Raw genomic sequence first — 21,256 nt, 5'->3', positions numbered from 1 at the left:
AGAATAACAAATGACAGTAGAAAAATACATTATGGCAATTGATCAAGGAACAACAAGTACGAGAGCAATTTTATTTAACAAAAAAGGGGAAGTTGTTCATACAGCTCAAAAAGAATTTACTCAGTTTTTCCCAGAACCAGGTTGGGTTGAACACGATGCGAATGAAATTTGGGTCAGTGTCCAAGCAGTCATTGCCACTGTCTTAATTGAATCTGATACTCGTCCGGAGCAAATTGATTCAATCGGTATTACTAACCAACGTGAAACAACGGTCATTTGGGATAAAAAAACCGGCCTACCGATTTACCATGCCTTAGTTTGGCAATCTCGCCAAACCAGTGATATTGCGGATCAGTTGATCGCTGATGGTCATGAAGAAATGATTAGTAAGAAAACTGGTTTGCGAGTCGATGCTTATTTCTCAGGTACGAAAATTAAATGGCTCCTTGACAATGTTGAAGGGGCTCGCGGCAAAGCGGAAAAAGGCGAGTTACTATTTGGAACAATTGACACATGGTTAATTTGGAAGCTAACTGGTGGCGAAGTTCACGTCACTGATTATACGAATGCTTCAAGAACAATGATTTACAATATCCACGAGTTGAAGTGGGATCAAGAATTACTAACTCTTTTAGATATTCCTGAAAATATCTTGCCAGAAGTTCGTCCCTCTTCAGAAATTTATGGGAAAACGGTTTCTTATCATATGTTTGGTCAAGAAATTCCGATTGCTGGTGTGGCAGGGGACCAACAAGCGGCCCTCTTTGGTCAAAACTGTTTTGAAGCTGGCAGCATTAAAAATACTTACGGTACCGGTTGCTTTATTTTAATGAATACTGGTGATACCCCAATTCATTCAGAACATGGTTTAGTGACAACGATTGCCGCTAGTATTGGTGATAAAGTTCAATACGCTTTAGAAGGAAGTGTTTTCGTTGCTGGTTCTGCAGTTCAATGGTTGCGAGATGGCTTAAGAATGTTTGAGAAAGCCTCTGAAACAGAAGAATATGCAGTGAAAGCTGAATCGTCTGATGGGGTTTACGTTGTCCCAGCCTTTGTTGGTCTAGGAGCCCCTCACTGGGATTCTGACGCCCGTGGAGCCATCTTTGGACTAACTCGTGGAACAGACAAAGAAACCTTAATTAGAGCAACTCTGGAAGCAATTGCGTACCAAACAAAAGATGTTATGGAAACGATGCACCAAGATTCAGGCATGCCGATTACAAGTATGCGTGTCGATGGTGGGGCAGCGAATAATAATTTCTTAATGCAATTCCAAAGTGACTTATTAAACTTAAATATTAAACGTCCAAAAGTTAGTGAGACAACAGCTTTAGGCGCAGCGTACTTAGCTGGCTTAGCCACTGGTTATTGGAAAGATTTAGATGATATTAAAGATAACTGGCAGTTAGATCAAGAGTATGATTCAAAAATGGCTGAAACTGAAAGAACAGCCTTGTACGATGGTTGGAAAAAAGCCGTCACTGCCACTCGTTCTTTCAAGTAAAAACAGTTAGTTAGTGAATAAGCTTACTCTTTTAAAGAGTAAGCTTATTTTTTGACTCAGGAATCATCTTGCCGTATTATTTTTAAAGTGAATGTTCGGTAGCGAATAGTTCGGAAAGGAAGGATTGAGTGAAACATGACGAAACAATTAACTCGAGATATTTTAATCTCTTTACGGGAGCTACGGAGAGAAACCCAAGGGATTTTAGAAGAACAATCGAAGAAATACAATATTTCAACGACGCAATTATTTATTTTAGATAACATTAGTAAAAATTCTGGGAGTTCCTTACATGATTTAGCGAAGAAAGTTAATTTAAGTCCTAGTACGACGTCAGAAGCTGTTGAAAAAATGGTTCAAAGTCAATTAGTAATTAGAGAGGCTAGTCCTAGTAATCGTCGCTGTGTCGAACTTTCCTTAACGACTAAAGGCCAAACAACCTTACAGACAACTTTTGACGATTACGTTGACGTTTTTACGATTTTAGACGAGCTAGGGGAAGAGGCGTTGATTCAGTTTTACGAAACTCAGCAAGCCATTATTAAGATCATTAAACAAAGGAGCGAAAGCCGTGACGAAAAGTAGAATTGCCAAAAGTGACTTAACGATTTTAGTCATTTTATTATTTGGAACTTTTTTAAGTTTTTTAAATCAAACATTGATGAATGTTGCCCTACCTAGTATTATGCGAGATTTTGACATTACTGCTGGCCAAGGACAGTGGTTGTCTAACGGCTATATGTTAATTAGTGGGGTGATGATTCCTGCCACCGCCTTTTTAATTGACCGCTTTAAAACTCGCCATTTATATTTAGTTTCGATGATTGTCTTTACGGTGGGAACGTTAATTGCTTCCGTTTCAATCAACTATCCGATGTTAATTGTTGGACGAATGGTGCAAGCCCTTGGCGCAGGGCCAATCAGCCCCCTAATGACAGTGGTGGTAATGAACATGTTTCCAATTGAAAATCGGGGCAAAGCCATGGGTTTTATTGGCTTAGCGATGAATTTCGCCCCAGCCATTGGGCCAACTCTTTCAGGTTGGATTGTACAATCTTATAGCTGGCGGTCAATTTTTTACATTGTCTCACCTTTAGCGGTTATCAACTTAGTCGTGGCTTTCTTTGCCTTAAAAAATATCGGTCAACAAAGTTTTCCGAAGTTTAACTTTACCGGTATTTTATTATCGACAGTTGGTCTAGGAACCCTTTTATTAGGTTTTAGTAATGCCGGCGATAAAAGCTGGCTAACGTTTGATGTTGCCGGTTATATCTTAGTTGGTTTAATCGTGACGGGTCTGTTTATTTATCAACAATCAGCTACTAAGATTCCGATGTTAAATTTTGCTGTTTTTCAAAGCCGTCTCTTTACGATTTCAACGATTACTAACTTTGTTGTAATTATGGGCTTATACGGTGGCATGATTTTACTGCCGATCTTCTTACAAAATGTCCAAGGTGTCTCACCGATGACTTCAGGCATGGTCTTATTACCTGGGGCCTTAATTACCGCCTTTATGTCGCCAATTACTGGGGCATTATACGACCGCATGGGCGCGAAGTATTTAAGTTTAGGTGGTTTACTTATTTTAGCTGTAGGAACGTTTTGTTTTAGTTTCGTTCAGCCTGCTACAAGTTTAGCTTACTTAGCTAGTATGCAAGGGATTCGTTCTTTTGGTTTGGCTTTAGCTTTAATGCCACTGCAAACGGAAGCTTTAAATTCACTGCCTTTGGAATTGATTTCCCACGGTTCTGCCATGTACAATACGATCCGGCAAATTGCTGGTTCAATTGGTACCGCCTTATTAGTGACTGTGATGAGTGTTGGCACCCGTAATTACTTAGGGGCTAACCCAACTGTCAGTCTTGACTTAGCAACGATTCACGGCATTAAAATTGCCTATATTACGGCAGCGGTTATTACGTTAATCGCTGCAGGCTTATGTTTGCTCTTAACGACACCGAAAAAAGCGATTAAGGAAAGTTTGAGTCATTTAGCCGAAGGTTAGTAAAAGTAAAGAGGCTACTTGTTCACCTTGAAATCTGAGGTGAGTAGTAGTCTCTTTTTGTTTTTAAATTAGTTAGCAAGGAGGCGGCCTAGTGTTATAAAAAACCGTTTATTAAATAGGGGTTTATTTAAAGTTTTTTAGATTTATGGTATGATAATTTTATAACAAGTTGAAAGAGACTTAACAAGCTTATTTTTTTAATGAAAAGAGCAAAGAAGCAGGCCATTCTTTGTTTGAATAACTTGATTTTCTTGTTTATAATAAAAAAACATAAACTAAATATGAGTATCTATAAATATAAATACTAAAAATAAAGAAAAAACTCAAAAGTAAGTCTATTTTTTGATTAAATAAATTAAATTGTATATGATAGATAATGAATACCAAAATAACAAAATAATTAACATTAATTTAAAATTAATAGTATAATAAGTCTACAGAAATATTAGGAGGAAAGTATGAGAAGAAAATCACGCTCGGTAATTGTATTATTTATAACAACGTTTATGTACTTGGTTTTCTTTTCATTCCCTCAAGTTTCTCAAGGTGAAGAAGTCCTTTTTCGAACAGTGGGCTACTTGCCTGATTATGATACGATGTTTATTGAGAGAACGATAAATTTTAAAGAATTAACGGATGTGAATTACTTCTCTCTAATTCCCCAAGAAGATGGTTCGCTAAAGTTTACTGATAGTGGTGCTCCAAGTCAATTGGAATTACTCGTTAAAGAAGGGCATCAACATCAAGTCAGAGTAGGTGTTAGTATTGGTGGCTGGGGATTAAGTGACTATTTTATTAAAGCTACGAATAAAGAGACACTGCCAATTTTCATTAAAAATATTAAAGACTTTGCAATTAAATATGATTTAGATACGATTGACATTGATTGGGAATATCCAGCAGAAGATAAGGCTCTTCAGTTTGAGACGTTTATTAAGGCGTTAAAAGCTGACTTAGGTGATGAAATCTTACTGTCGATTTGTGTGCCAACAGGGGTTGCCTCTAATGGCTTAGCCACAGGTCGCTGGGAGAAACACTTTACCTCGGCTGCCCTTAATTCGGCAGACTGGGTCAATATTATGGCATACGATGCCCAAATTGAAGGCTTTCCGAATCATTCCCCAAGTGATCTCCAAAAAAACAACTTGAATTATTGGAACGAAGTCATGGGCGGCAAGCATTTACACAAGCTCGTTGCTGGTGTACCATTTTACGCCAAAGCCGAAGATGGTTCAGTGATGACTTATCGAAAAGTTATCGAAGAGTATGCCGGTGTGCCAACTACTGAGGTTGTTTATTTGAATGATAAAGATTATTATATTAATAATAAAGAAGTTATCCAAAAGAAAGTTCAAGATACAATTGACTTAGGTGGTTTAGGAGTGATGATCTGGGCCCCTACTCAAGATGCGGAGTTGAATAACTCAAATCGTTTAATGACGGTTGTGACTGATACAGTTAAAAAAAATCAACTCAAGCTTGACCGTGGTCTCGTAGTAGCCCCAGCTTTAAGCATAGGGACGAAAGAAGTCTCTAAAACTGTCCTAGTTATTACTGGCGTCAGTGGCTTAGTTATTAGTCTTGGTTTGGTTATTGGGAAGTTTAAATTTCTTGTCCCTAAAAAAATTAATGGTAAAAGAGTCAATCAAAAGCAGTTAGGCAAACTAATCGGGACATTATTGGCCCTTGTTGCTAGTCTCTTCTTGTTATTTATTTTATTACCTTTGAAATTAGTTATTGCAATAATACTAGTCCTCGGGCTATTAGTGTATTTCTTATTAAAATAAATACTAAGCTACAGTAAATCCTCTGTCATGGATTTGCTGTATTTTTTTTGTTCAATTTTAAAAGGGGCTGAAAAGCTAAATACCAAAAAAGGATTCCCTAGACATTATGCTGAAAAGTCTAAGAAATCCTTTTTTTGTGTTTTTATGAGCGAATATCTCCTAAAAGTTCGGTAGCAATACTTGAATTCATTAATGGCGCGGCTTTCAAAGCCTCGGCTAAAAGTTCAATCTCTGCTCCTTCAGCCCCAACATGGATGGCTAGTGATTTAGCATGCAGCCCCATATGGCCTTTTTGAATCCCCTCACTAACTAAAGCCCTTAAAGCTGAAAAGTTTTGGGCAAGACCTACAGCACAAACGATACTTGCCAAGTCCGTGGCTTTTTTGACTTTCAGTAACTCTAAGTTAATTTTAGCTAAAGGTAAGACATTAATGGCACCACCAGCTGTGCCGATTGGTAAAGGCAGTGTTAACTCCCCAGCTAAGAGACCACTAGGAGTCAGTTCCCAAGTAGTCATACCTTCATAACGGCCATTGCGACTAGTGTAGGCATGGGCCCCAGCTTCAATTGCTCGAGGGTCATTCCCGGTGGCAATTAAGACTGAGTCAATCCCGTTCATAATTCCTTTATTATGTGTGGCTGCTCGGTAAGGGTCTAATTTAGCATAGCGACTAGCAGTAACGATTCGTTGAGCGACTTCTAAGCCACTACGGTTAGTGGTCGTTAAGTCAGCTGGATCAATTAGACAAGTTGCGGTAACTAATGAGTGGTCGTTATAGTTACTTAAAATACTCATTAAACAATCGCCACCAAGCCACTCTTTAATCAGTTGGCTAGTTCCTTCTAAAATAGTATTGACAATATTGGCACCCATGGCATCTTGAACATCAACAATTAAATGAATCGTTAAAAATTCTGGCTGATTGAGATCATTATAAATAATTCGGGTGTCAATCTCGGTGACCCCGCCACCTCGTTTAACAATCGAAGGGTGTAAGCCTTTAGAAAAAGCGATAAGTTCCATTTTACGTTCTTGAATAATTTTGGCACTCAGGGGAACATCGGTTAAATCTTGCATAATTATTTGTCCGACTAAGCCTCGTTCGGTGATTGTCGTTTGAAAGCCACCATGTTTACGAGCCATTTTAGCCCCATTACTACTGGCAGCAATCACGGAAGGCTCTTCAACAACCATCGGTACAACGACTTCTTGCTGATCGACAATAAAGTTTAAAGCCACACCCATAGGTAAGGGGAATTGAGTTAATTGGTTTTCAATTAAACTATCAGCAACAGACTCAGGTAAACTGGGACTTTCAAGCAGATATTCTTGGTCACTTGCTGTTAAGAAGCCCCGCTCTGTGAGTAGAGCTAAGCGTTCAGTCCGGTTTTTTTGATAAAATTTAGTGAATTCTGATGACATGAAAAACCCTCCATGTAGTTTATTTTAAAAGGGGCTGTGACAAGAAAGTCATAGCCCGTGGGCTTATTTTTTTTCGTAGTGACGTTGATGATTGCTAATGCGACTTAATTGAATCGGTGCTTGGTCGAAAGAGTTGTTCAATTCAACGGTACTACCATCTGTAGGTAAGCTTTCTAAGAAGAGGCTTTCGTAATCCGCAATCGTTAAGACTTGACGGCTAGCTAATAAGTCATGATGATCTTGGGTTTGTAGATGTTCTTGAAAATTAGGAACTAAACGACCACTGAAAAATTCACTGACAGCTCCTGAGCCATAGCTGAAAAGACCAATTCGTTGGTCAGCTTGTAAATTAGGTTGACCGTCTAATAAGGCACAAAGCCCTAAGTATAGGGAACCAGTATAAATATTCCCCATGGCTTTAGTGTAAGTCGTACTAATTTGATAGTTAGTTAACAAACGTGCTTGAGTCTTCTGAGAGCCTTCATTAAGAATAGTGTCTAAAGCTTTTTTACCCATTTTCGAATAAGGTAAGTGGAAACAGATGGCTTCAAAATCATCTAAAGTGAACTCCGTTTGTTTAGTAAACTCTTGCCAACATTGATTGAAAAATTCGATATAAGCTTCATTCGAATATTTACCATCAACGATCGCCGTATCTGAGTAATTTGGACGCCAGAAATCAAAGATATTACTTGAATATGGGACGGATATTTCGTCTAAAATTAAAATTTGCGGATCTTTAGTAATGATCATCGCAACAGCCCCAGCACCTTGAGTGACTTCTCCAGCTGTTGCTAAGCCATAACGGGCGACATCTGAGCCGATGACTAAGACTTTTCGCTCTGGGTGAGCTTTGATATATTCCCGAGCCATCATTAGCCCAGCAGTGGCGCCGTAACAAGCTTGTTTAATTTCGATTGAACGAGCAAAAGGTTGGATGCCTAATAATTGATGAATAAAGACTGCTCCGGACTTAGAATAATCAACACCAGACTCAGTACCTAAAATAACTAAGTCGATTAATTCAGCGTCAGCTTCAGAAAGAATCGGTAAAGCCGCATTTGCTCCCATCGAGACCGCATCTTGGGTGACAGGATTAACGGACATTTGATTTTGGCCAATGCCAACTGTAAATTTATCTGGATCAATTCCCCGAGCTTCAGCTAAAGTAATTAAGTCGACATATAAATTAGGGGTGAAAAAGTTAATTTTATCAATACCAATATTCACAAAGTTCACTACTTTCTTAAGTTATTTATCTATAAAATACGACAAGTTCATCGGTTATCATTATAGAGTTTACCACAAGTTTAAGTAATAAGTCATTTTCCAAAAATAATTTAATTATTCTTTAAAACTCAACACTGTGAAAGAGCTGAAAATCAAAAAAATCGCTAATAATGAACGATAAATAAAGGGAATTAGTGTATAATTACAAGGGAGCTTTTTGTGAAAGGAGCAACGAATGAATAATAATTATATTGTCTTAAAAGAAGTCAATAAATCATATAACACTTCGGAAAAAGTCTTAACTAATCTTGATTTTAGTTTAAAAGAAGGTGAGTTTGTCGCTTTAGTTGGTCCTAGTGGCAGTGGCAAAACAACGATTTTAGATGTGATTTGTGGCTTTGAAGGGGCAGACAGTGGTGAAATTTGGATTGATCAACAAAAAGTCAATCAGCTATCGCCAAAAGAGCGGGATGTGGCGATGGTTTTTCAAAACTATGCCTTGTTACCCCATTTAACCACTTATGATAACTTAAGTTTTGGGCTCAAAATTCGCAAAGAATCGAAAGCTAAGATTCGTGAGCAAGTCACTACAGTCGCAGAGCTATTAGGCTTAACCGATAGTTTAAGTAAGTACCCCCGGGAACTTTCCGGCGGTCAGAAACAACGTGTCGCCTTAGGTCGAGCGATTGTGAGACGGCCAAAACTATTTTTAATGGATGAGCCTTTGTCTAATTTAGACAGTAGTTTACGGCAGCAAACGAGTCAAGAAATTATTAAACTTCACCGAGAGTTACAAACAACGATCTTATACGTGACCCACGCCCAAGATGAAGCCATGACTATGGCTGATCGGATCATTGTTTTAAATCAGGGAGAGATTCATCAAATTGGCACACCACAAGAAGTCTATGAACAACCAGCAGATACGTTTGTGGCGCGCTTTATCGGCAAACCAGCCATGAATATTTTTCGAGGCCAGACTGAAGGTGGGCAAGTCTTTGTAGCAGATAGACAGTGGGGGCAACTTCCTAGAGCTCGCCAACTAAAGCCAGGAGCTTTTTTATTTGGAGTACGTTGTGAAAATATTAACTTTACAAGGAGCAGTCAAGGACTGCCTTTTGACTTAGTTGACTTTGATTACTTAGGTCAAGAAACGTTGTATTATTTAAAAAACGATAGCGGTTTGAAGTTGACTGTGCGTAAGCAAGGGCCACCTCTTTATCCTTTAGATGAGAGACTCAAGCTTGAAATTGATTTTACTAATTGTGTGATTTTTGATGTTAAAACTGAAAAAAGAATAGGGGAATAAAGAAATGAAAAAAACAAAATTGGTTATAGTTGGAACATTGAGTCTTTTATTATTAGCAGGTTGTACAGCGCCCAAAAAAGCGAGTAAACCAGTGGATAATGAAATTGCAGGGGAATTAACGATCGTTACTAATCGGACAGATGGTGATGACATTTTCGAGAAAATTGAAAAAGGTTTTATTGAAAAATACCCAGAAGTCACTGAGATTAAATGGGAAGCAATTGCCGATTACGATGATACGATTATGACTCGTTTAAATAGCAATGATTACGGCGATGTCTTATTTGTGCCCTTTTCACTGGCAGGTTTACCTAGTGAGTACAGCAATTATTTTGAATCACTTGGCAAAGTCACTGAGCTAGAAAAAGACTACTTAGATGTAACAGAAGCCGATTTTGATAATGAAGTCTACGGGTTGCCAGTTGCTCTAAACTCTTTAGGCATTATTTATAATGATGCAGTCTTAACCGAAGCGGGTGTTAAAGAAGTCCCAACAACCCAAGCAGAGTTTCTAGCCGCCGCTAAAGCAATTAAAGCAAAAACGAAAAGTGTGCCCTTCTATACGAATTACCAACGAGTCGCCATTTGGGCTGGTGCCTTAACGTCATTTGGTGGGGGACAGTTTAAATCGGAAACTTTAGCTAAAGGCAATGCCTTTGCTGAAGGTCAACCAATTCGTCAAATCATGGATTTATTTTACGAGTTAGCTTCCCAAGGCTTGATTGAAGCTGATCCAGTGACCTTAGAATCTCAAACAGCCCAACAACAATTAGCTGATGGTAAAATTGGCATGTTAATGAGCGGTTCTCAAGATGTGGCACCGATTCAAGAATTAGCTAAAGAAAATGAGACAGTTAAGATTATGAATTTCCCTGTGGAACGTGAAGGAAAAACTAGTTTACCTTTAGGGGCACCAGCTGTTTTAGGCATTAGTAATAAATCAGAAAATATGGCAACTGCCCGAGCGTTCTTAGATTATTTTATCTCAGTTGAAAGTGGCTACGCAAAGGATCTGAATGGCATGACTCCAGTGAAAGCTGATTTAAATGCAGCGGAAAATAAACTGATGACAGAAAATAATGTAATTTTAACTGTAGCCACTGAAAGTGCAGAAGACGAAGCTAAATATAGTAAAATTGCAGAAGAGGCTGGCGTGGCACGTTTGACAGATGCCTTACAACAAGTCATTAACATCGGTTTATATCCAGATAAAAATGAGACTTATGCTGATTATATTAAAGGCTTAGAAAAAAACTGGAGCCAAGCGGTTAAGGACAATGAATAGCAAAGTCAATGGGAGCAAAGAGCGGCGTGTGATTATTAGCTTACTCTTTTTTCCGTTACTGCTCTTGTTAGTATTTGGCTTATGGCCAATCATTAATTTAGTTTATCTTAGTTTTACTGATTGGAATGGCATTAGTTCGGCGAAAGAGTGGCTAGGTTTAGAAAATTATCGCAAAATATTAACGGACCCAACGTACATAAGTATCTTTAAAACCAATTTGTATTATTTAGGGTCAGGCGTACTTCAAATCATTTTAGCCCTGTATTTTGCGATTATCTTATCCTTTAAAACGAAAGGCAGTTCATTATTTAAAGCTAGTTTTATTATGCCATTATTAATTAGTAGTGTGGCGATTTCAATGATGTTTCGTTTGTTTTATTCAGCAGATGGTGGTTTTAATAGTTTATTGAATCAACTTGGTTTAGGTCACTTAATCGGTTATTGGTTAGGTGACCCGAGTAAAGCTAATCTAACCTTAGCGAGTATTTCCTTATGGCGAAACATTGGTCGGAGTTTTCTCTTATACTTAGCAGCCATCCAAACGATTCCCCCAGAATATTACAAAGTAGCGGAACTAGAAGGGGCTTCTTTTTGGCAAAAAGTGAAGTGGATTATTTTACCGAATATTACGACAGTCATCAAGTTAGATCTTATTTTATTAACAATTGGCGTAGTCTCTGTCTTTGAATTGCCCTTTATTATGTTAAGTGGTTCTAACGGTACAGCTACTGTATTAGTCAAAACGATGAAATTAGCCTTTGATAATAAAAAGTTTGGCATGGCCGCAAGTCTCTCGGTCTTACTAACATTAATGATTGCTTGCCTGACTCTTATTCAGAAAAAAGTAAGTCAAAGGGAGGGCCATCGAGGATGAGAAAAGGGTTAAAAAAACTTGTTAAATACGTCACTTTGTTTTTATGGTTAGGAGTTGTCTTCTATCCCTTATTAATTATTTTATTTGGTTCGTTTATGACTCATAGTGAGTTTTCAACAACGGCAGGCTTAGGCTTACCAGCAAGTTTCTTAAACGTGTCTAATTATCAACAAGCCTTTATTGAAGGAAAAATGTTACGAGGCTTTGGGGTTACTTTTTTACTACTATTGTTTGGTGTTAGTGGCAGTGTGGTGATTGGCTCAATGGTTGCCTATGTCTTAAACAGGTTTAATTTCAAGTTTAAGAAATTAATTTTAGGCGCCTACTTTCTCGTTTCCATGGTACCAATGACTGTTTCCCAAATCGCCACATTTAAGTTAATGATCGGCTTAAACTTGTATAATACTATTTGGGCGCCGATTGTTTTATATTTAGGGGCAGACGTCGTGATGATTTATATTTATCTGCAAGCCCTAGAAAAAATCCCTGTGGAATTTGATAAAGCCGCGATTTTAGAAGGGGCCAGTTACTTAACGATTTATCGTCAAGTGATTTTTCCACTAATGAAACCAGCTACCGCCACTGTGGTGATGTTAAAAGTCATGAGTATTTACAATGATTTTTATTTGCCTTACTTATACATGCCTGGGGAAAAATTAAATACGATTTCAACGACAATTTACCGCTTTGTTGGGCCAAATCAAACCCAATGGGAAGTAATTTGTGCCTGTATTATCATTAGTATGATTCCGATGGTAGTGCTGTACATCTTTTTACAAAAATATATCTTTTCAGGATTAACAGCAGGAGGTGTTAAAGGGTGATCAAAGACTTAATTAAATGGGCTTGGGGCTTTCCTTTGCGAGCTTACACAGTCATGGAAGTGAGGACTGGCTTTGCCACAGGCTTGCCAGTCTTAAGTGGTGGCTTGTTTGGTAGTTACTTAGCAGGGGAACTGAAAGTGATTCCTTTAGTCCTTTTCTTTATTTGTGGCTTTGCTTTTAATATTGTGGCAAATGTAGCTAATGAAATTCGGGCTTTTTTGAAAAATGAAGAAAATGAATTAACCTTTACAGAACATTTAGGTAGTGAAGGCTTAGTTCGAGGGGATGCTACTTTAATCGATGCTATCTTAGTCTTATTAGGAATGATGGGCCTTGGCGGTTTGTCTGGTCTCTTATTAGCTTGGTGGGCTCACTCTTGGTTATTAGTTATTTTAGGTTTATGTGGACTACTGGCTGCTGTAACTTATTCTTTAGGTCCGAAACCGTATATTTTATACCCAGTAGGTGAGTTTGTTTCAGGGTTATTCGTTGGCGGGCTGAGTGCTCTCTTATCTAGTTGGTTGCAGTTAGGTCACTTAACGTTGAGTATTTTTGCTTATGCTTGGATTAGTATGGTTTTGACTATTTTCTTAATGTCTACTAATAATACAGGGGACTATGACAAAGACTTAGGCATTCGGCGAACCTTTCCCCATGTGATCGGTTTCCGTCGGTCAATATTAATCATTATTCCTGAATTTATTACAGTGGTGATCGCTTGGCTAATTGTCAGTCTGACTTCCCTTCCGTGGTGGCTCTTTTTCTTAGGCTGTGGCATCTTTTATTTACAAGGTTATCGACGTTGGTATCGTGATTACGTAAAAATTCAAGCAGTCTATCCAGCTATGGGTCGGGAGTTCGGGCCGCGACCATTGTTGTTAATTTATCATTTTCATACGGTCATGAGTGTTTGTTTTATAATTTTATTATTAATTAATCAAGGAGTGGTGACATGGCTGTAATTAAACTACATCAAAATCGAGTAAACCCTTTAGTGTTACCAGTAATTTTAGCTGATCAACTAGGAATGTTTAAAAAACAGCAAGTAACAGTTGATTTACGTTTAGCTGAGACTTTTCAATTTAATGGCAAGTCAGAATTTATGACGGGGGAAGTTGATGCAATGATGGGAGATACGACTTTTTTCTTTTATTATTTAAAAGATGGCAAGTATGCTAAAATCACTTCAAACTTAACACGAACCATTCAGATTGTCGGTAACCAAGACGTAACAGCAGAAACAGCCTTGCAAATTGGGGTCAATCGTAAAGGGCTTTTCCGTTTCTTTCAAGAACATTTTTTAACTGGCCAACTAAAAAAGGCCCAAGTAGTCTGGCTAAATAATACTTTTGAACGGATTCAAGCAATGCGTGACAAAGAAATTAATGGGTTAGTCGCAATCGAACCCTTTATTACAGATGTGTTAACTGAATTTCAAGGAGAGGTTTTGTGGCATTCCAAAGACATTCCTCATTATTTTGTGATGTGGTGTTTTGCTGGTCAGTTTATCGATGAGCATCCTCAAACAGTTCGTAATTTTCATTTAGCTTTAAGTGAAGCGGCAGAATATTTCAATCAACTAAGCCCAAGTGCTAAAGTAAGCTGTTGCCGTGACATAGCTGGCTATAGCCAAGACTTAGCCGATAGAATGAGTCACTTTGTCTTTGAAGAACAAGGGAATTATCAAGTTGAAGATTTTGACTTATGCCAAAAGTGGCTGTTCAAAGAAGGGGAGATTTTAGAGCTTTACGAAGCAAGTGACTATCTCTTTCCAGGAATTTAAGCATTAAGGGAATAAAAAATAAGCAGGGGGACAGTCATCCCCACCTGCTTATTTTTTTAATTTCTTGATTAATGAGGCGCCAATTAAAATCAAACCGCCGGCTAAACATAAGTAACCAAGTGGCAATAAGAAAAAAGGTTCTTGTAAGATACCATCTTTCGTAACGGTCACCCCAATCATTGATTTGGCTAAAAAGAGCAATATCCCTGTGACGATGAGTGCGATACTCATTAAATTCATGCGGGCTTTTTTTACTTCATTAGCGTCTTGGACTAATTTTTTTGTCATAACTTCATCTCCTAGAATCAAGTGATCAAGGGAAATCCCGAATAATTTAGCGATACTGACGACCATTTCCAAATCCGGTAAGTTGCGATTATTCTCCCAACTGGAAATTGTTTGGCGGGAAACATTTAGTTGTTGAGCTAATTGTTCCTGAGTCAGTTGTTTTTCTGTTCTAATTTTTTTGATTTGTTTACTAAATTCCATGGTGTTCCCCCTGTCATCTTCTTTATACTAGATTAACACTAATTAGCCAAGCTTGCTTCTCAAGCACCTGGCTAAACTGGTTGCTTGAGAAGCAAGCATCCTTGTCTTATCAAGGGCTGGCTGAATAGCTATCAAAAAAAGGGACCGTGACAGTAGTCGACGGTCCCTTGATTTTGACGAACGTTATTTGATTAACGGGTTCCAAAAGTCAAATAACTTCGTTCTCAACAAATGCTAAGCGCTGAAGCGCAAAGCTTTGAAGGCACGATAATTTCAATAAATCCGTACAATCAAAAGAACTGATTGTTCGGATTTATTTCCAATTACTTGTATTTAAACGACTTTTGTCACACCTCCTTCAATTATTAAATTTAAAACAATCCTAAGGTACTGCTTAAATCGACGGTGAAAAGAATCCCATTGCCAGGTTCTTCAATTTTTAATTGTTGATTAATCGCAGCAACAATGTCATCGGTGCTGTCACTTTGGGAGAGAATTAAAACAATTTCTTTTTCTGGCTCGACATCCATTGAAAAGAGTTTAGCTTTTTCGTGACTGCCAGAACCACGACCATTTAAGACAGTCCCACCTTGGGAACCAGCGGAGACAGCTGCATCAATGACTTCTTCAGCTTGACCTTGATCAACAATTGTGATGATTGCTTGGTGCATCAGTGATTCCTCCTTTCTTGAAAGTGGTGCTTTGTGATACTGACATTTTCGATTACCGATAATATTCGTAATCGGTAAACTAAAAGAAATCCCATTATTGGCTTTTTCTAACTTGAGTTTTTTGCCGATGGTTTCAATGATCACAGCTTTTAAAGAACTAGGAATTGCCATAATGACTAACTCTTTCCGAACGTCTTCTAAGCCAAACATTTTAAGAATACTGTTATTAATTGTCCCGTTTCCGTAAATAATCGTGCCACCTGAACTTCCAATTTGTTTAGCGTATTGCAGCACGCGACTACCAACATTAGCATTTAAGATAAAACAGAGAGCTTCGTAACGGTTTTCCGGTAAAACTAACTCTTCCATAAAATTACCCTTCTTTCCGCGAACTTAATTTATACATAAAGCCGACTAATTGCAACGTGATAATTGGCATCATAGCAACCATAGCAATCATTCCAAAGCCTTCTAATAAGACATCAGCCCCATCGATTGCCTCTGCCGCTCCTTGAATAAAGGCTAGAATAAAGGTGGCTGTCATAGGTCCAGAAGCAACGCCACCAGCATCAAAGGCCATCCCTACGAATAAGTTAGGAACGACATACATCAAACCTAAAGAGATGATATAGCCTGGTAATAAGAAATGCCAGAGCTCTAAACCAGGAATTAAAATGCGAATGACTGATAATAAGACTGCTAAACCGACACCTAAAGATAAGGCAACTAAAATAATTTTCCGTTTAACATAACCGTTTGTAGCAGTTTCAATTTGGTGAGTTAAAACATAGACGGCGGGCTCTGCTAAAATAGTCACTAAACCAAGAATGAAAGCCACAGCTAGTAAATATAAGCTGCTGTCTAAGGAACCAACAGTATGTCCGATGACACTGCCGACTTCCATAAAACCAGCATCGACCCCAACTAGAAAGAGGACTAAACCAAGGAAAACATAAAAGCTACCAATCATGATTTTCCGTAATTTCTGTTTCGGCAACTTTAGGCCAAAGTAATTATAGCCAAGGAAAATTAAAACAACTGGACATAAGGCAATGAAAATATTTTGGGTAATGTGGGGGAGAGCCGTCATAAAAGGTCTTAAGACGGAACTAGTATCGATTTGATCAATTGACAAGCTGCCCGATAAAGAATCTTGTTTACCTAAAATACTCATTAACATGACAGCGATAATCGCTCCTGAAGAGGAAATCGCCACTAAGCCAAAAGTGTCTTCTTCCGAATCTTTATGACTGCGTTTCAAAGTTGAAACACCTAGTGACAGTGCAAGAATAAAGGGAACCGTTAAGGCACCAGTTGTTGCACCAGAGGCATCAAAAGCAATGGCGAGAAAGTCTTTAGAAACAAATAGCGATAGGGCAAAAATTCCACCATAAATGATTAATAACAAGGTTCGTAAAGAAAAGCTAAAAACGACTCGTAAGAGACCAATAGTCATCATAATAGCAATCCCAATAGAGACGTAAATCAAAATACTCGTACTGGAAATTAAGTTGTCAGTCACCATGGCGACTTGTTTAGACAAAATTTGTAAATCCGGTTCGGCAATGGAAATAAAGAAACCGAGGATAATACCTGAACCAATAATAATTGGCACTTTTTTCTTACGGCCGATTCCTTTTCCTAAATGAGTACCGATGGGGGTAATCCCAATGTCTGTTCCTAACAAGAAAATTGTTAAGCCGAGGACGATTAAGCCTGCACCTATTAAAAAGCGGTAAAGGAGAGTTGGTTCGAGTGGTGCAATAGTAAAGTGTAAACAGATCACAATCAAGGTAATCGGTAAGACTGAAAATAAAACTTCTTTAAATTTTTCTACAAGTACGTTCAAATAAACGGCAACTCCTTTCATGTCTTTGAGTACTACTTTAAGTATGACTGATGATTAGCTAGATGCCAACTAATAACCTCTAAAAAAATAAAAAAGCTTCCTATTATATGTTAAGAGTCATTGCTCTTTAGAATAATAGAAAGCCAGTTATTACAAGTTATCTTTGTCAGTTAACCATTCCTCTAAGACAGCTAAATAGTTAGCTGTTTCATCGACAAAAGGCATATGGCGGCTTTTGGCGAAAAGCTCCCATGTACTATTAGGAAGTAAATCGTCCATAGTTTTAGCAATCAAAGGGGTGCTTAAATCGTCGGCACCACTAATAATTAAAGCTGGCACAGTGATTGAGTTAAGTTTTGAACGATAATCCCAGCCTTTTAAAGTCCCCAGTGGGTTATACTCATTTGGCCCCCAAGCAGTCACGTAAGACTCACGACCGGAAGCTTTTGGTCGGCGCAAGGGCTCTGGCGACTGTGGCGTTGGTAAGTCGCCAACATGACGAGTCATAAAGCGGTCGTTAGCTGCTAAGTAAGCTGGGTCAGAGAAATCACCTGAAGCTTCGGCTTTGGCAATTGCGACTTGGTCACTTTCAGCCATTAAAGCAATTAAGCGGTGTTGCTCTTGATCCCAAAGTTCGGCTGCTGGCAGAGTACTTGAAAGAATCACACTTTGAATGCCGGTAGGCTGATAATCGCATAAGTATTGAATTGCCATCATGCCACCCCAAGACTGACCTAAGAGATGAAGCTTATCTAAGTCTAAGTGTTGGCGTAAGGCGATTAATTCATTTAGCCAAGTGTCAGCATGCCATAAATCTGGGCGTGAGTCTGTGGCTGACAGGCCACAACCTAATTGATCGTACATAATTAAAGGACGTCCTTCAGCGGCTAATGAATCTAATAATTCAAAGTAATTATGGCTCGAGCCAGGACCACCATGTAATAGTAATAAAGGGATTTTGGGAGAAGATAAATCGCCGATAATGCGATAGTAAGTGTGATAGCCTAAGTAAGGTAAGTAGCCTTCAGTAATAGTCATAAGTTGTTCCTCCTAGATAGTATAATCTCTGAATTAAGTATAGCATAGCGCCGAAATTTAGGAGACATCACTCCGGATCTTAAGTAAGAAGAATTTTTTCTAGTATTTCATAAAAATAATTGGTATGATTAGAAAATATATTTTAGAGGTCAGCGGGAAAAATAGTCACAGGAGAATAGGGGAAGTTAAATGGCAGACAATCAATTAAAACGAGAAATATCAGGCTTAACAGCATTAACCGTCGTAGTCGGAACTGTTATAGGGGCGGGAGTCTTTTTCAAACCAACAGCCGTCTTTACTGCTTCAGGAACAGCGGGCATGGGCATGTTGGCTTGGCTAGTAGGTGGCGTAATTGCTATTGCTGGTGGGTTAACAGTTGCCGAAATTGGCACCTTGATTCCAGAAACTGGTGGCATTATGGCTTTTTTAGAAAAAATCTATGGTAAGCCTTTAGGGTTTTTAGTCGGTTGGGCCCAAATGATTGTCTACTTTCCAGCCAATATTGCTGCCTTAGCGATTATTTTTGGCACACAAACTGTTAATTTAGTCGGTTTGTCTAGTCGGTGGATTGTGCCCATTAGTATTGTGACGATTAGTTTATTAAGTTTAATTAATTGTTTAGGGAATAAAGCAACGAGTCGCCTGCAAACAGTGGCAACATTTTTAAAAGTCATTCCTTTACTAGTCATCATCATTGTTGGGTTATTTTTAAATCAAGACTCATTAACAGTCAGTTTGTTTCCGTTAACGACAACGAGCCATACGTTGAGCAATAGTTTTGGAACGAGTTTAATTGCAACCCTCTTTGCTTATGATGGTTGGATTAACGTGAGTGCCTTAGCTGGTGAGATGAAACACCCTAGTCGGGATTTACCGCGGGCAATTATTGGAGGCTTATCAATTGTCATTGCTGTTTATTTATTAATTAATTTAGCTTATTTGCAAGTCATGTCAGCGACCGCTTTAAGTCAAACGGTGACACCAGCTGCCGATGTTGCCAGTCTATTATTTCCTGGCATTGGGAGTAAGTTAGTTACTGTGGGGATTTTAGTTTCGGTATTTGGTGGCATTAATGGTTATTTAATGGCGGCTTGGCGGGTTCCTTACGCCTTAGGTCAGAAAAAAATGTTGCCTTTCAGTCATTGGTTTAGTCAATTGACGAAAAAGACTCGGATGCCAGTTAATGGCGGACTAGTCCTCGGGCTGATTGTCATCGGAATGATTTTGTCAGGTTCCTTTGACCAACTAACGGATCTGTCGGTTTTTGTGATTTGGATGTTTAACACCTTAACTTTTATCGGTATCTTTATTTTACGAAAAACAATGAAAGATCAGCCTCGGAGTTATAAAGTACCACTTTATCCAGTCGTTCCATTAATCGCGATTGCCGGTGGGGTGTTTATTGTTGCAAATACTTTGTGGACACAGCCATTAAATGCCACCTTAGGAATTGGCTTAACATTATTAGGCTTGCCTTTGTACTATTATCAAGCTAAAAAAAGAAAGTCAGGGGAATAAGTGAAATAGGTTGGAAAACTGCTAGAATGGTTTATAATAGATAAAGGTAAAAAAAGGAAAACAACAGATAGGTGGAGGGACTTACATGAGAAAACAAGGATTTGATCCTCAAATATATATTGAAGAACAATCAAAGTATATTCTTGAACGAGTAAATAATTACGACAAACTTTATCTTGAATTTGGTGGCAAACTGATTGGTGATAAACACGCCCAACGGGTTCTTCCTGGCTTTGATGAAGATGCTAAAATTAAGTTACTGCAACGGTTAAAAGATCAAGCCGAAATTATTATTTGTGTCTACGCTGGTGACATCGAACGGAACAAAGTTCGCGGGGACTATGGCATTACTTACGATATGGAAATCTTACGTTTAATCGATGAATTAAAAGGCTACGAGCTTGGGGTTAATAGTATTGTGATCACCCGTTATAACGGCCAACCTTCGACTAAACTTTTCATTAATAAACTAGAGCGTCGCGGCTTGAAAGTTTATAAACATGAAGCGATTGAAGATTATCCTTCAAATGTTAATAAGATTGTCAGTCCTGAAGGCTTCGGTAAAAATGCATACATTGAAACAACTAAACCGATTGTAGTAGTTACAGCCCCAGGTGCTGGTAGTGGAAAATTAGCTACTTGTTTAAATCAACTGTATCATGAAAGTTTACAAGGGCGAACAGCTGATTACTCAAAATTTGAAACATTCCCGGTGTGGAATCTTCCTTTGAAACACCCAGTTAACATTGCCTATGAAGCAGCGACAGTTGATTTGAAAGATGTTAATATGATTGATTCTTTCCACTTTGATAACTATCAAGAAGTCGCTGTGAACTACAATCGTGACATTGAGACTTTCCCAGTGATTAAGCGGATCATTGAAACGATTACTGGTAAAGAATCTGACTTCAAATCCCCAACAGATATGGGAGTTAACCGAGTTGGCTTTGGAATTACGGACGATGAAGTCGTTAAGGAAGCCTCGAAACAAGAAGTCATTCGTCGTTACTTCGCCACAGAATGTGATTTTAAAAAAGGGACAGTCGATGAAGAAGTTTTACAACGAATCAAGTTGATTATGGAAGAGTTGTTATTGAAGCAAGAAGATCGGGTAGCTGTGGAACCCGCCCGTGATTATGCGGAACAATTACGTCAGCAGTCACAAAATAATGATACGCAAGCGGTGATTGCTTTTGAGCTGACAGATGGTCGGGTTGTGACTGGTCGGACAAGTAATTTAATGGATTCGTGTTCAGCTGCCTTACTTAATTCAATTAAAACGTTAGCTAATATTTCTGATGATATTTTATTGTTATCACCAGTAATTTTAGAGACAATTCAAAAATTAAAAATTGAGGCACTACACAGTCGAATGACAGCCTTAAATGCCAATGAAGTCTTAATTGCCTTAGCCATTAGTGCTGTGACTAATCCAACAGCTCAATTAGCTTACGATAAGCTAGCAGAGTTAGCTGGGGTTCAAGCTCATTCAACGGTGATGTTGAACAGTGATGACGAGCAAACTTTACGTAAACTGGGATTAGATGTGACTTGTGATCCACAATACCCTTCAGAAAATTTATATTATATTTAATTAAGAGGTGCCGTGACATTAGTCAGCGGCGCCCTTTTTTTAATTTATTATCACTACAAGGTATGGT

The 21,256-nt window shown here is 38.4% G+C and carries 18 protein-coding genes; 12 read left to right on the top strand and 6 right to left on the bottom strand.

What is annotated here, in order from left to right:
* The first annotated feature begins 10 nt into the window (after positions 1 to 10).
* The 4 genes from glpK to CBF35_RS09375 all read left to right on the top strand — a co-directional run bounded on the left by glpK (position 11) and on the right by CBF35_RS09375 (position 5,302).
* Positions 11 to 1,507, top strand: a complete 1,497-nt coding sequence (gene glpK, locus CBF35_RS09390; protein WP_126780448.1) for a glycerol kinase GlpK — start codon at positions 11 to 13, stop codon at positions 1,505 to 1,507.
* Positions 1,508 to 1,642: 135 nt separating this feature from the next.
* Positions 1,643 to 2,092, top strand: coding sequence for a MarR family winged helix-turn-helix transcriptional regulator (locus CBF35_RS09385; RefSeq protein WP_126780446.1), 450 nt, complete (start codon positions 1,643 to 1,645; stop codon positions 2,090 to 2,092).
* Positions 2,079 to 3,515 (top strand): DHA2 family efflux MFS transporter permease subunit, encoded by a 1,437-nt coding sequence (locus CBF35_RS09380; RefSeq protein ID WP_126780443.1) that lies wholly within the window; start codon positions 2,079 to 2,081, stop codon positions 3,513 to 3,515. Before CBF35_RS09385 ends, CBF35_RS09380 begins: the two co-directional genes overlap by 14 nt.
* 458 nt (positions 3,516 to 3,973) lie before the next feature.
* Positions 3,974 to 5,302 carry a glycoside hydrolase family 18 protein gene (locus CBF35_RS09375; protein ID WP_126780440.1) on the top strand — a complete coding sequence of 443 codons (1,329 nt, stop codon included), beginning with the start codon at positions 3,974 to 3,976 and terminating at the stop codon, positions 5,300 to 5,302.
* 142 nt (positions 5,303 to 5,444) lie between these two features.
* Here CBF35_RS09375 and CBF35_RS09370 read toward each other — a convergent pair whose 3' ends face one another.
* Together CBF35_RS09370 and CBF35_RS09365 are read right to left on the bottom strand one after the other, a co-directional pair.
* Entirely contained in the window at positions 5,445 to 6,725 is a 1,281-nt protein-coding gene (locus tag CBF35_RS09370) for a hydroxymethylglutaryl-CoA reductase, degradative (protein ID WP_126780438.1), read from the bottom strand.
* Positions 6,726 to 6,788: 63 nt separating this feature from the next.
* Complete coding sequence (locus tag CBF35_RS09365) at positions 6,789 to 7,955, bottom strand: hydroxymethylglutaryl-CoA synthase (RefSeq protein WP_126780436.1); 1,167 nt, start codon at positions 7,953 to 7,955, stop codon at positions 6,789 to 6,791.
* Between the two features lie 235 nt (positions 7,956 to 8,190).
* Between CBF35_RS09365 and CBF35_RS09360 the strand changes: the two genes are divergently transcribed.
* From CBF35_RS09360 to CBF35_RS09335, 6 genes are read left to right on the top strand one after another with little or no spacing between them, the layout of a single operon-like run.
* A complete protein-coding gene (locus CBF35_RS09360) occupies positions 8,191 to 9,264 on the top strand; it encodes an ABC transporter ATP-binding protein (protein ID WP_126780434.1) in 1,074 nt (357 codons plus the stop codon).
* A gap of 4 nt (positions 9,265 to 9,268) precedes the next feature.
* Positions 9,269 to 10,549, top strand: a complete 1,281-nt coding sequence (locus tag CBF35_RS09355) for an ABC transporter substrate-binding protein (RefSeq protein WP_126780432.1) — start codon at positions 9,269 to 9,271, stop codon at positions 10,547 to 10,549.
* Complete coding sequence (locus tag CBF35_RS09350; RefSeq protein WP_126780430.1) at positions 10,542 to 11,423, top strand: carbohydrate ABC transporter permease; 882 nt, start codon at positions 10,542 to 10,544, stop codon at positions 11,421 to 11,423. The genes CBF35_RS09355 and CBF35_RS09350 overlap by 8 nt, the downstream gene beginning before the upstream one ends.
* Positions 11,420 to 12,247 (top strand): carbohydrate ABC transporter permease, encoded by an 828-nt coding sequence (locus CBF35_RS09345; protein ID WP_126780427.1) that lies wholly within the window; start codon positions 11,420 to 11,422, stop codon positions 12,245 to 12,247. The genes CBF35_RS09350 and CBF35_RS09345 overlap by 4 nt, the downstream gene beginning before the upstream one ends.
* Complete coding sequence (locus CBF35_RS09340) at positions 12,244 to 13,209, top strand: prenyltransferase (protein ID WP_244922585.1); 966 nt, start codon at positions 12,244 to 12,246, stop codon at positions 13,207 to 13,209. Before CBF35_RS09345 ends, CBF35_RS09340 begins: the two co-directional genes overlap by 4 nt.
* Entirely contained in the window at positions 13,200 to 14,030 is an 831-nt protein-coding gene (locus tag CBF35_RS09335; protein WP_126780425.1) for a substrate-binding domain-containing protein, read from the top strand. Before CBF35_RS09340 ends, CBF35_RS09335 begins: the two co-directional genes overlap by 10 nt.
* Before the next feature lie 48 nt (positions 14,031 to 14,078).
* Here CBF35_RS09335 and CBF35_RS09330 read toward each other — a convergent pair whose 3' ends face one another.
* From CBF35_RS09330 to pepI, 4 genes are all read right to left on the bottom strand, one after another.
* Entirely contained in the window at positions 14,079 to 14,519 is a 441-nt protein-coding gene (locus CBF35_RS09330; RefSeq protein WP_126780423.1) for a helix-turn-helix domain-containing protein, read from the bottom strand.
* A gap of 371 nt (positions 14,520 to 14,890) precedes the next feature.
* Positions 14,891 to 15,559 carry a P-II family nitrogen regulator gene (locus CBF35_RS09325; RefSeq protein WP_126780421.1) on the bottom strand — a complete coding sequence of 223 codons (669 nt, stop codon included), beginning with the start codon at positions 15,557 to 15,559 and terminating at the stop codon, positions 14,891 to 14,893.
* A 4-nt stretch (positions 15,560 to 15,563) separates the two neighbouring features.
* Entirely contained in the window at positions 15,564 to 17,039 is a 1,476-nt protein-coding gene (locus CBF35_RS09320; protein WP_126780419.1) for a DUF1538 domain-containing protein, read from the bottom strand.
* Positions 17,040 to 17,189: 150 nt separating this feature from the next.
* Positions 17,190 to 18,077, bottom strand: coding sequence for a proline iminopeptidase (pepI, locus tag CBF35_RS09315; protein WP_126780417.1), 888 nt, complete (start codon positions 18,075 to 18,077; stop codon positions 17,190 to 17,192).
* Positions 18,078 to 18,266: 189 nt separating this feature from the next.
* Between pepI and CBF35_RS09310 the strand changes: the two genes are divergently transcribed.
* The gene (locus tag CBF35_RS09310) at positions 18,267 to 19,595 is read left to right on the top strand and encodes an APC family permease (protein ID WP_126780415.1); all 1,329 of its coding nucleotides are present in this window, start codon (positions 18,267 to 18,269) and stop codon (positions 19,593 to 19,595) included.
* 85 nt (positions 19,596 to 19,680) lie between these two features.
* Positions 19,681 to 21,189 carry a DUF1846 domain-containing protein gene (locus tag CBF35_RS09305; RefSeq protein ID WP_126780413.1) on the top strand — a complete coding sequence of 503 codons (1,509 nt, stop codon included), beginning with the start codon at positions 19,681 to 19,683 and terminating at the stop codon, positions 21,187 to 21,189.
* Positions 21,190 to 21,256: the final 67 nt, after the last annotated feature.

Source organism: Vagococcus salmoninarum, assembly GCF_003987495.1.
Classification (GTDB): Bacteria; Bacillota; Bacilli; order Lactobacillales; family Vagococcaceae; genus Vagococcus_D; species Vagococcus_D salmoninarum.
Note: the sequence above shows the minus strand (reverse complement) of the source record. Positions and strands in the feature narration are given on the sequence as shown.

Coding starts and splice junctions, on each gene's coding strand:
- glpK (WP_126780448.1), top strand. CDS start 11: ATGACAGTAGAAAAATACATTATGGCAATTGATCAAGGAACAACAAGT.
- CBF35_RS09325 (WP_126780421.1), bottom strand. CDS start 15,559: ATGGAAGAGTTAGTTTTACCGGAAAACCGTTACGAAGCTCTCTGTTTT.
- CBF35_RS09360 (WP_126780434.1), top strand. CDS start 8,191: ATGAATAATAATTATATTGTCTTAAAAGAAGTCAATAAATCATATAAC.
- CBF35_RS09350 (WP_126780430.1), top strand. CDS start 10,542: ATGAATAGCAAAGTCAATGGGAGCAAAGAGCGGCGTGTGATTATTAGC.
- CBF35_RS09370 (WP_126780438.1), bottom strand. CDS start 6,725: ATGTCATCAGAATTCACTAAATTTTATCAAAAAAACCGGACTGAACGC.
- CBF35_RS09330 (WP_126780423.1), bottom strand. CDS start 14,519: ATGGAATTTAGTAAACAAATCAAAAAAATTAGAACAGAAAAACAACTG.
- CBF35_RS09305 (WP_126780413.1), top strand. CDS start 19,681: ATGAGAAAACAAGGATTTGATCCTCAAATATATATTGAAGAACAATCA.
- CBF35_RS09375 (WP_126780440.1), top strand. CDS start 3,974: ATGAGAAGAAAATCACGCTCGGTAATTGTATTATTTATAACAACGTTT.
- CBF35_RS09355 (WP_126780432.1), top strand. CDS start 9,269: ATGAAAAAAACAAAATTGGTTATAGTTGGAACATTGAGTCTTTTATTA.
- CBF35_RS09385 (WP_126780446.1), top strand. CDS start 1,643: ATGACGAAACAATTAACTCGAGATATTTTAATCTCTTTACGGGAGCTA.
- CBF35_RS09345 (WP_126780427.1), top strand. CDS start 11,420: ATGAGAAAAGGGTTAAAAAAACTTGTTAAATACGTCACTTTGTTTTTA.
- CBF35_RS09310 (WP_126780415.1), top strand. CDS start 18,267: ATGGCAGACAATCAATTAAAACGAGAAATATCAGGCTTAACAGCATTA.
- CBF35_RS09335 (WP_126780425.1), top strand. CDS start 13,200: ATGGCTGTAATTAAACTACATCAAAATCGAGTAAACCCTTTAGTGTTA.
- pepI (WP_126780417.1), bottom strand. CDS start 18,077: ATGACTATTACTGAAGGCTACTTACCTTACTTAGGCTATCACACTTAC.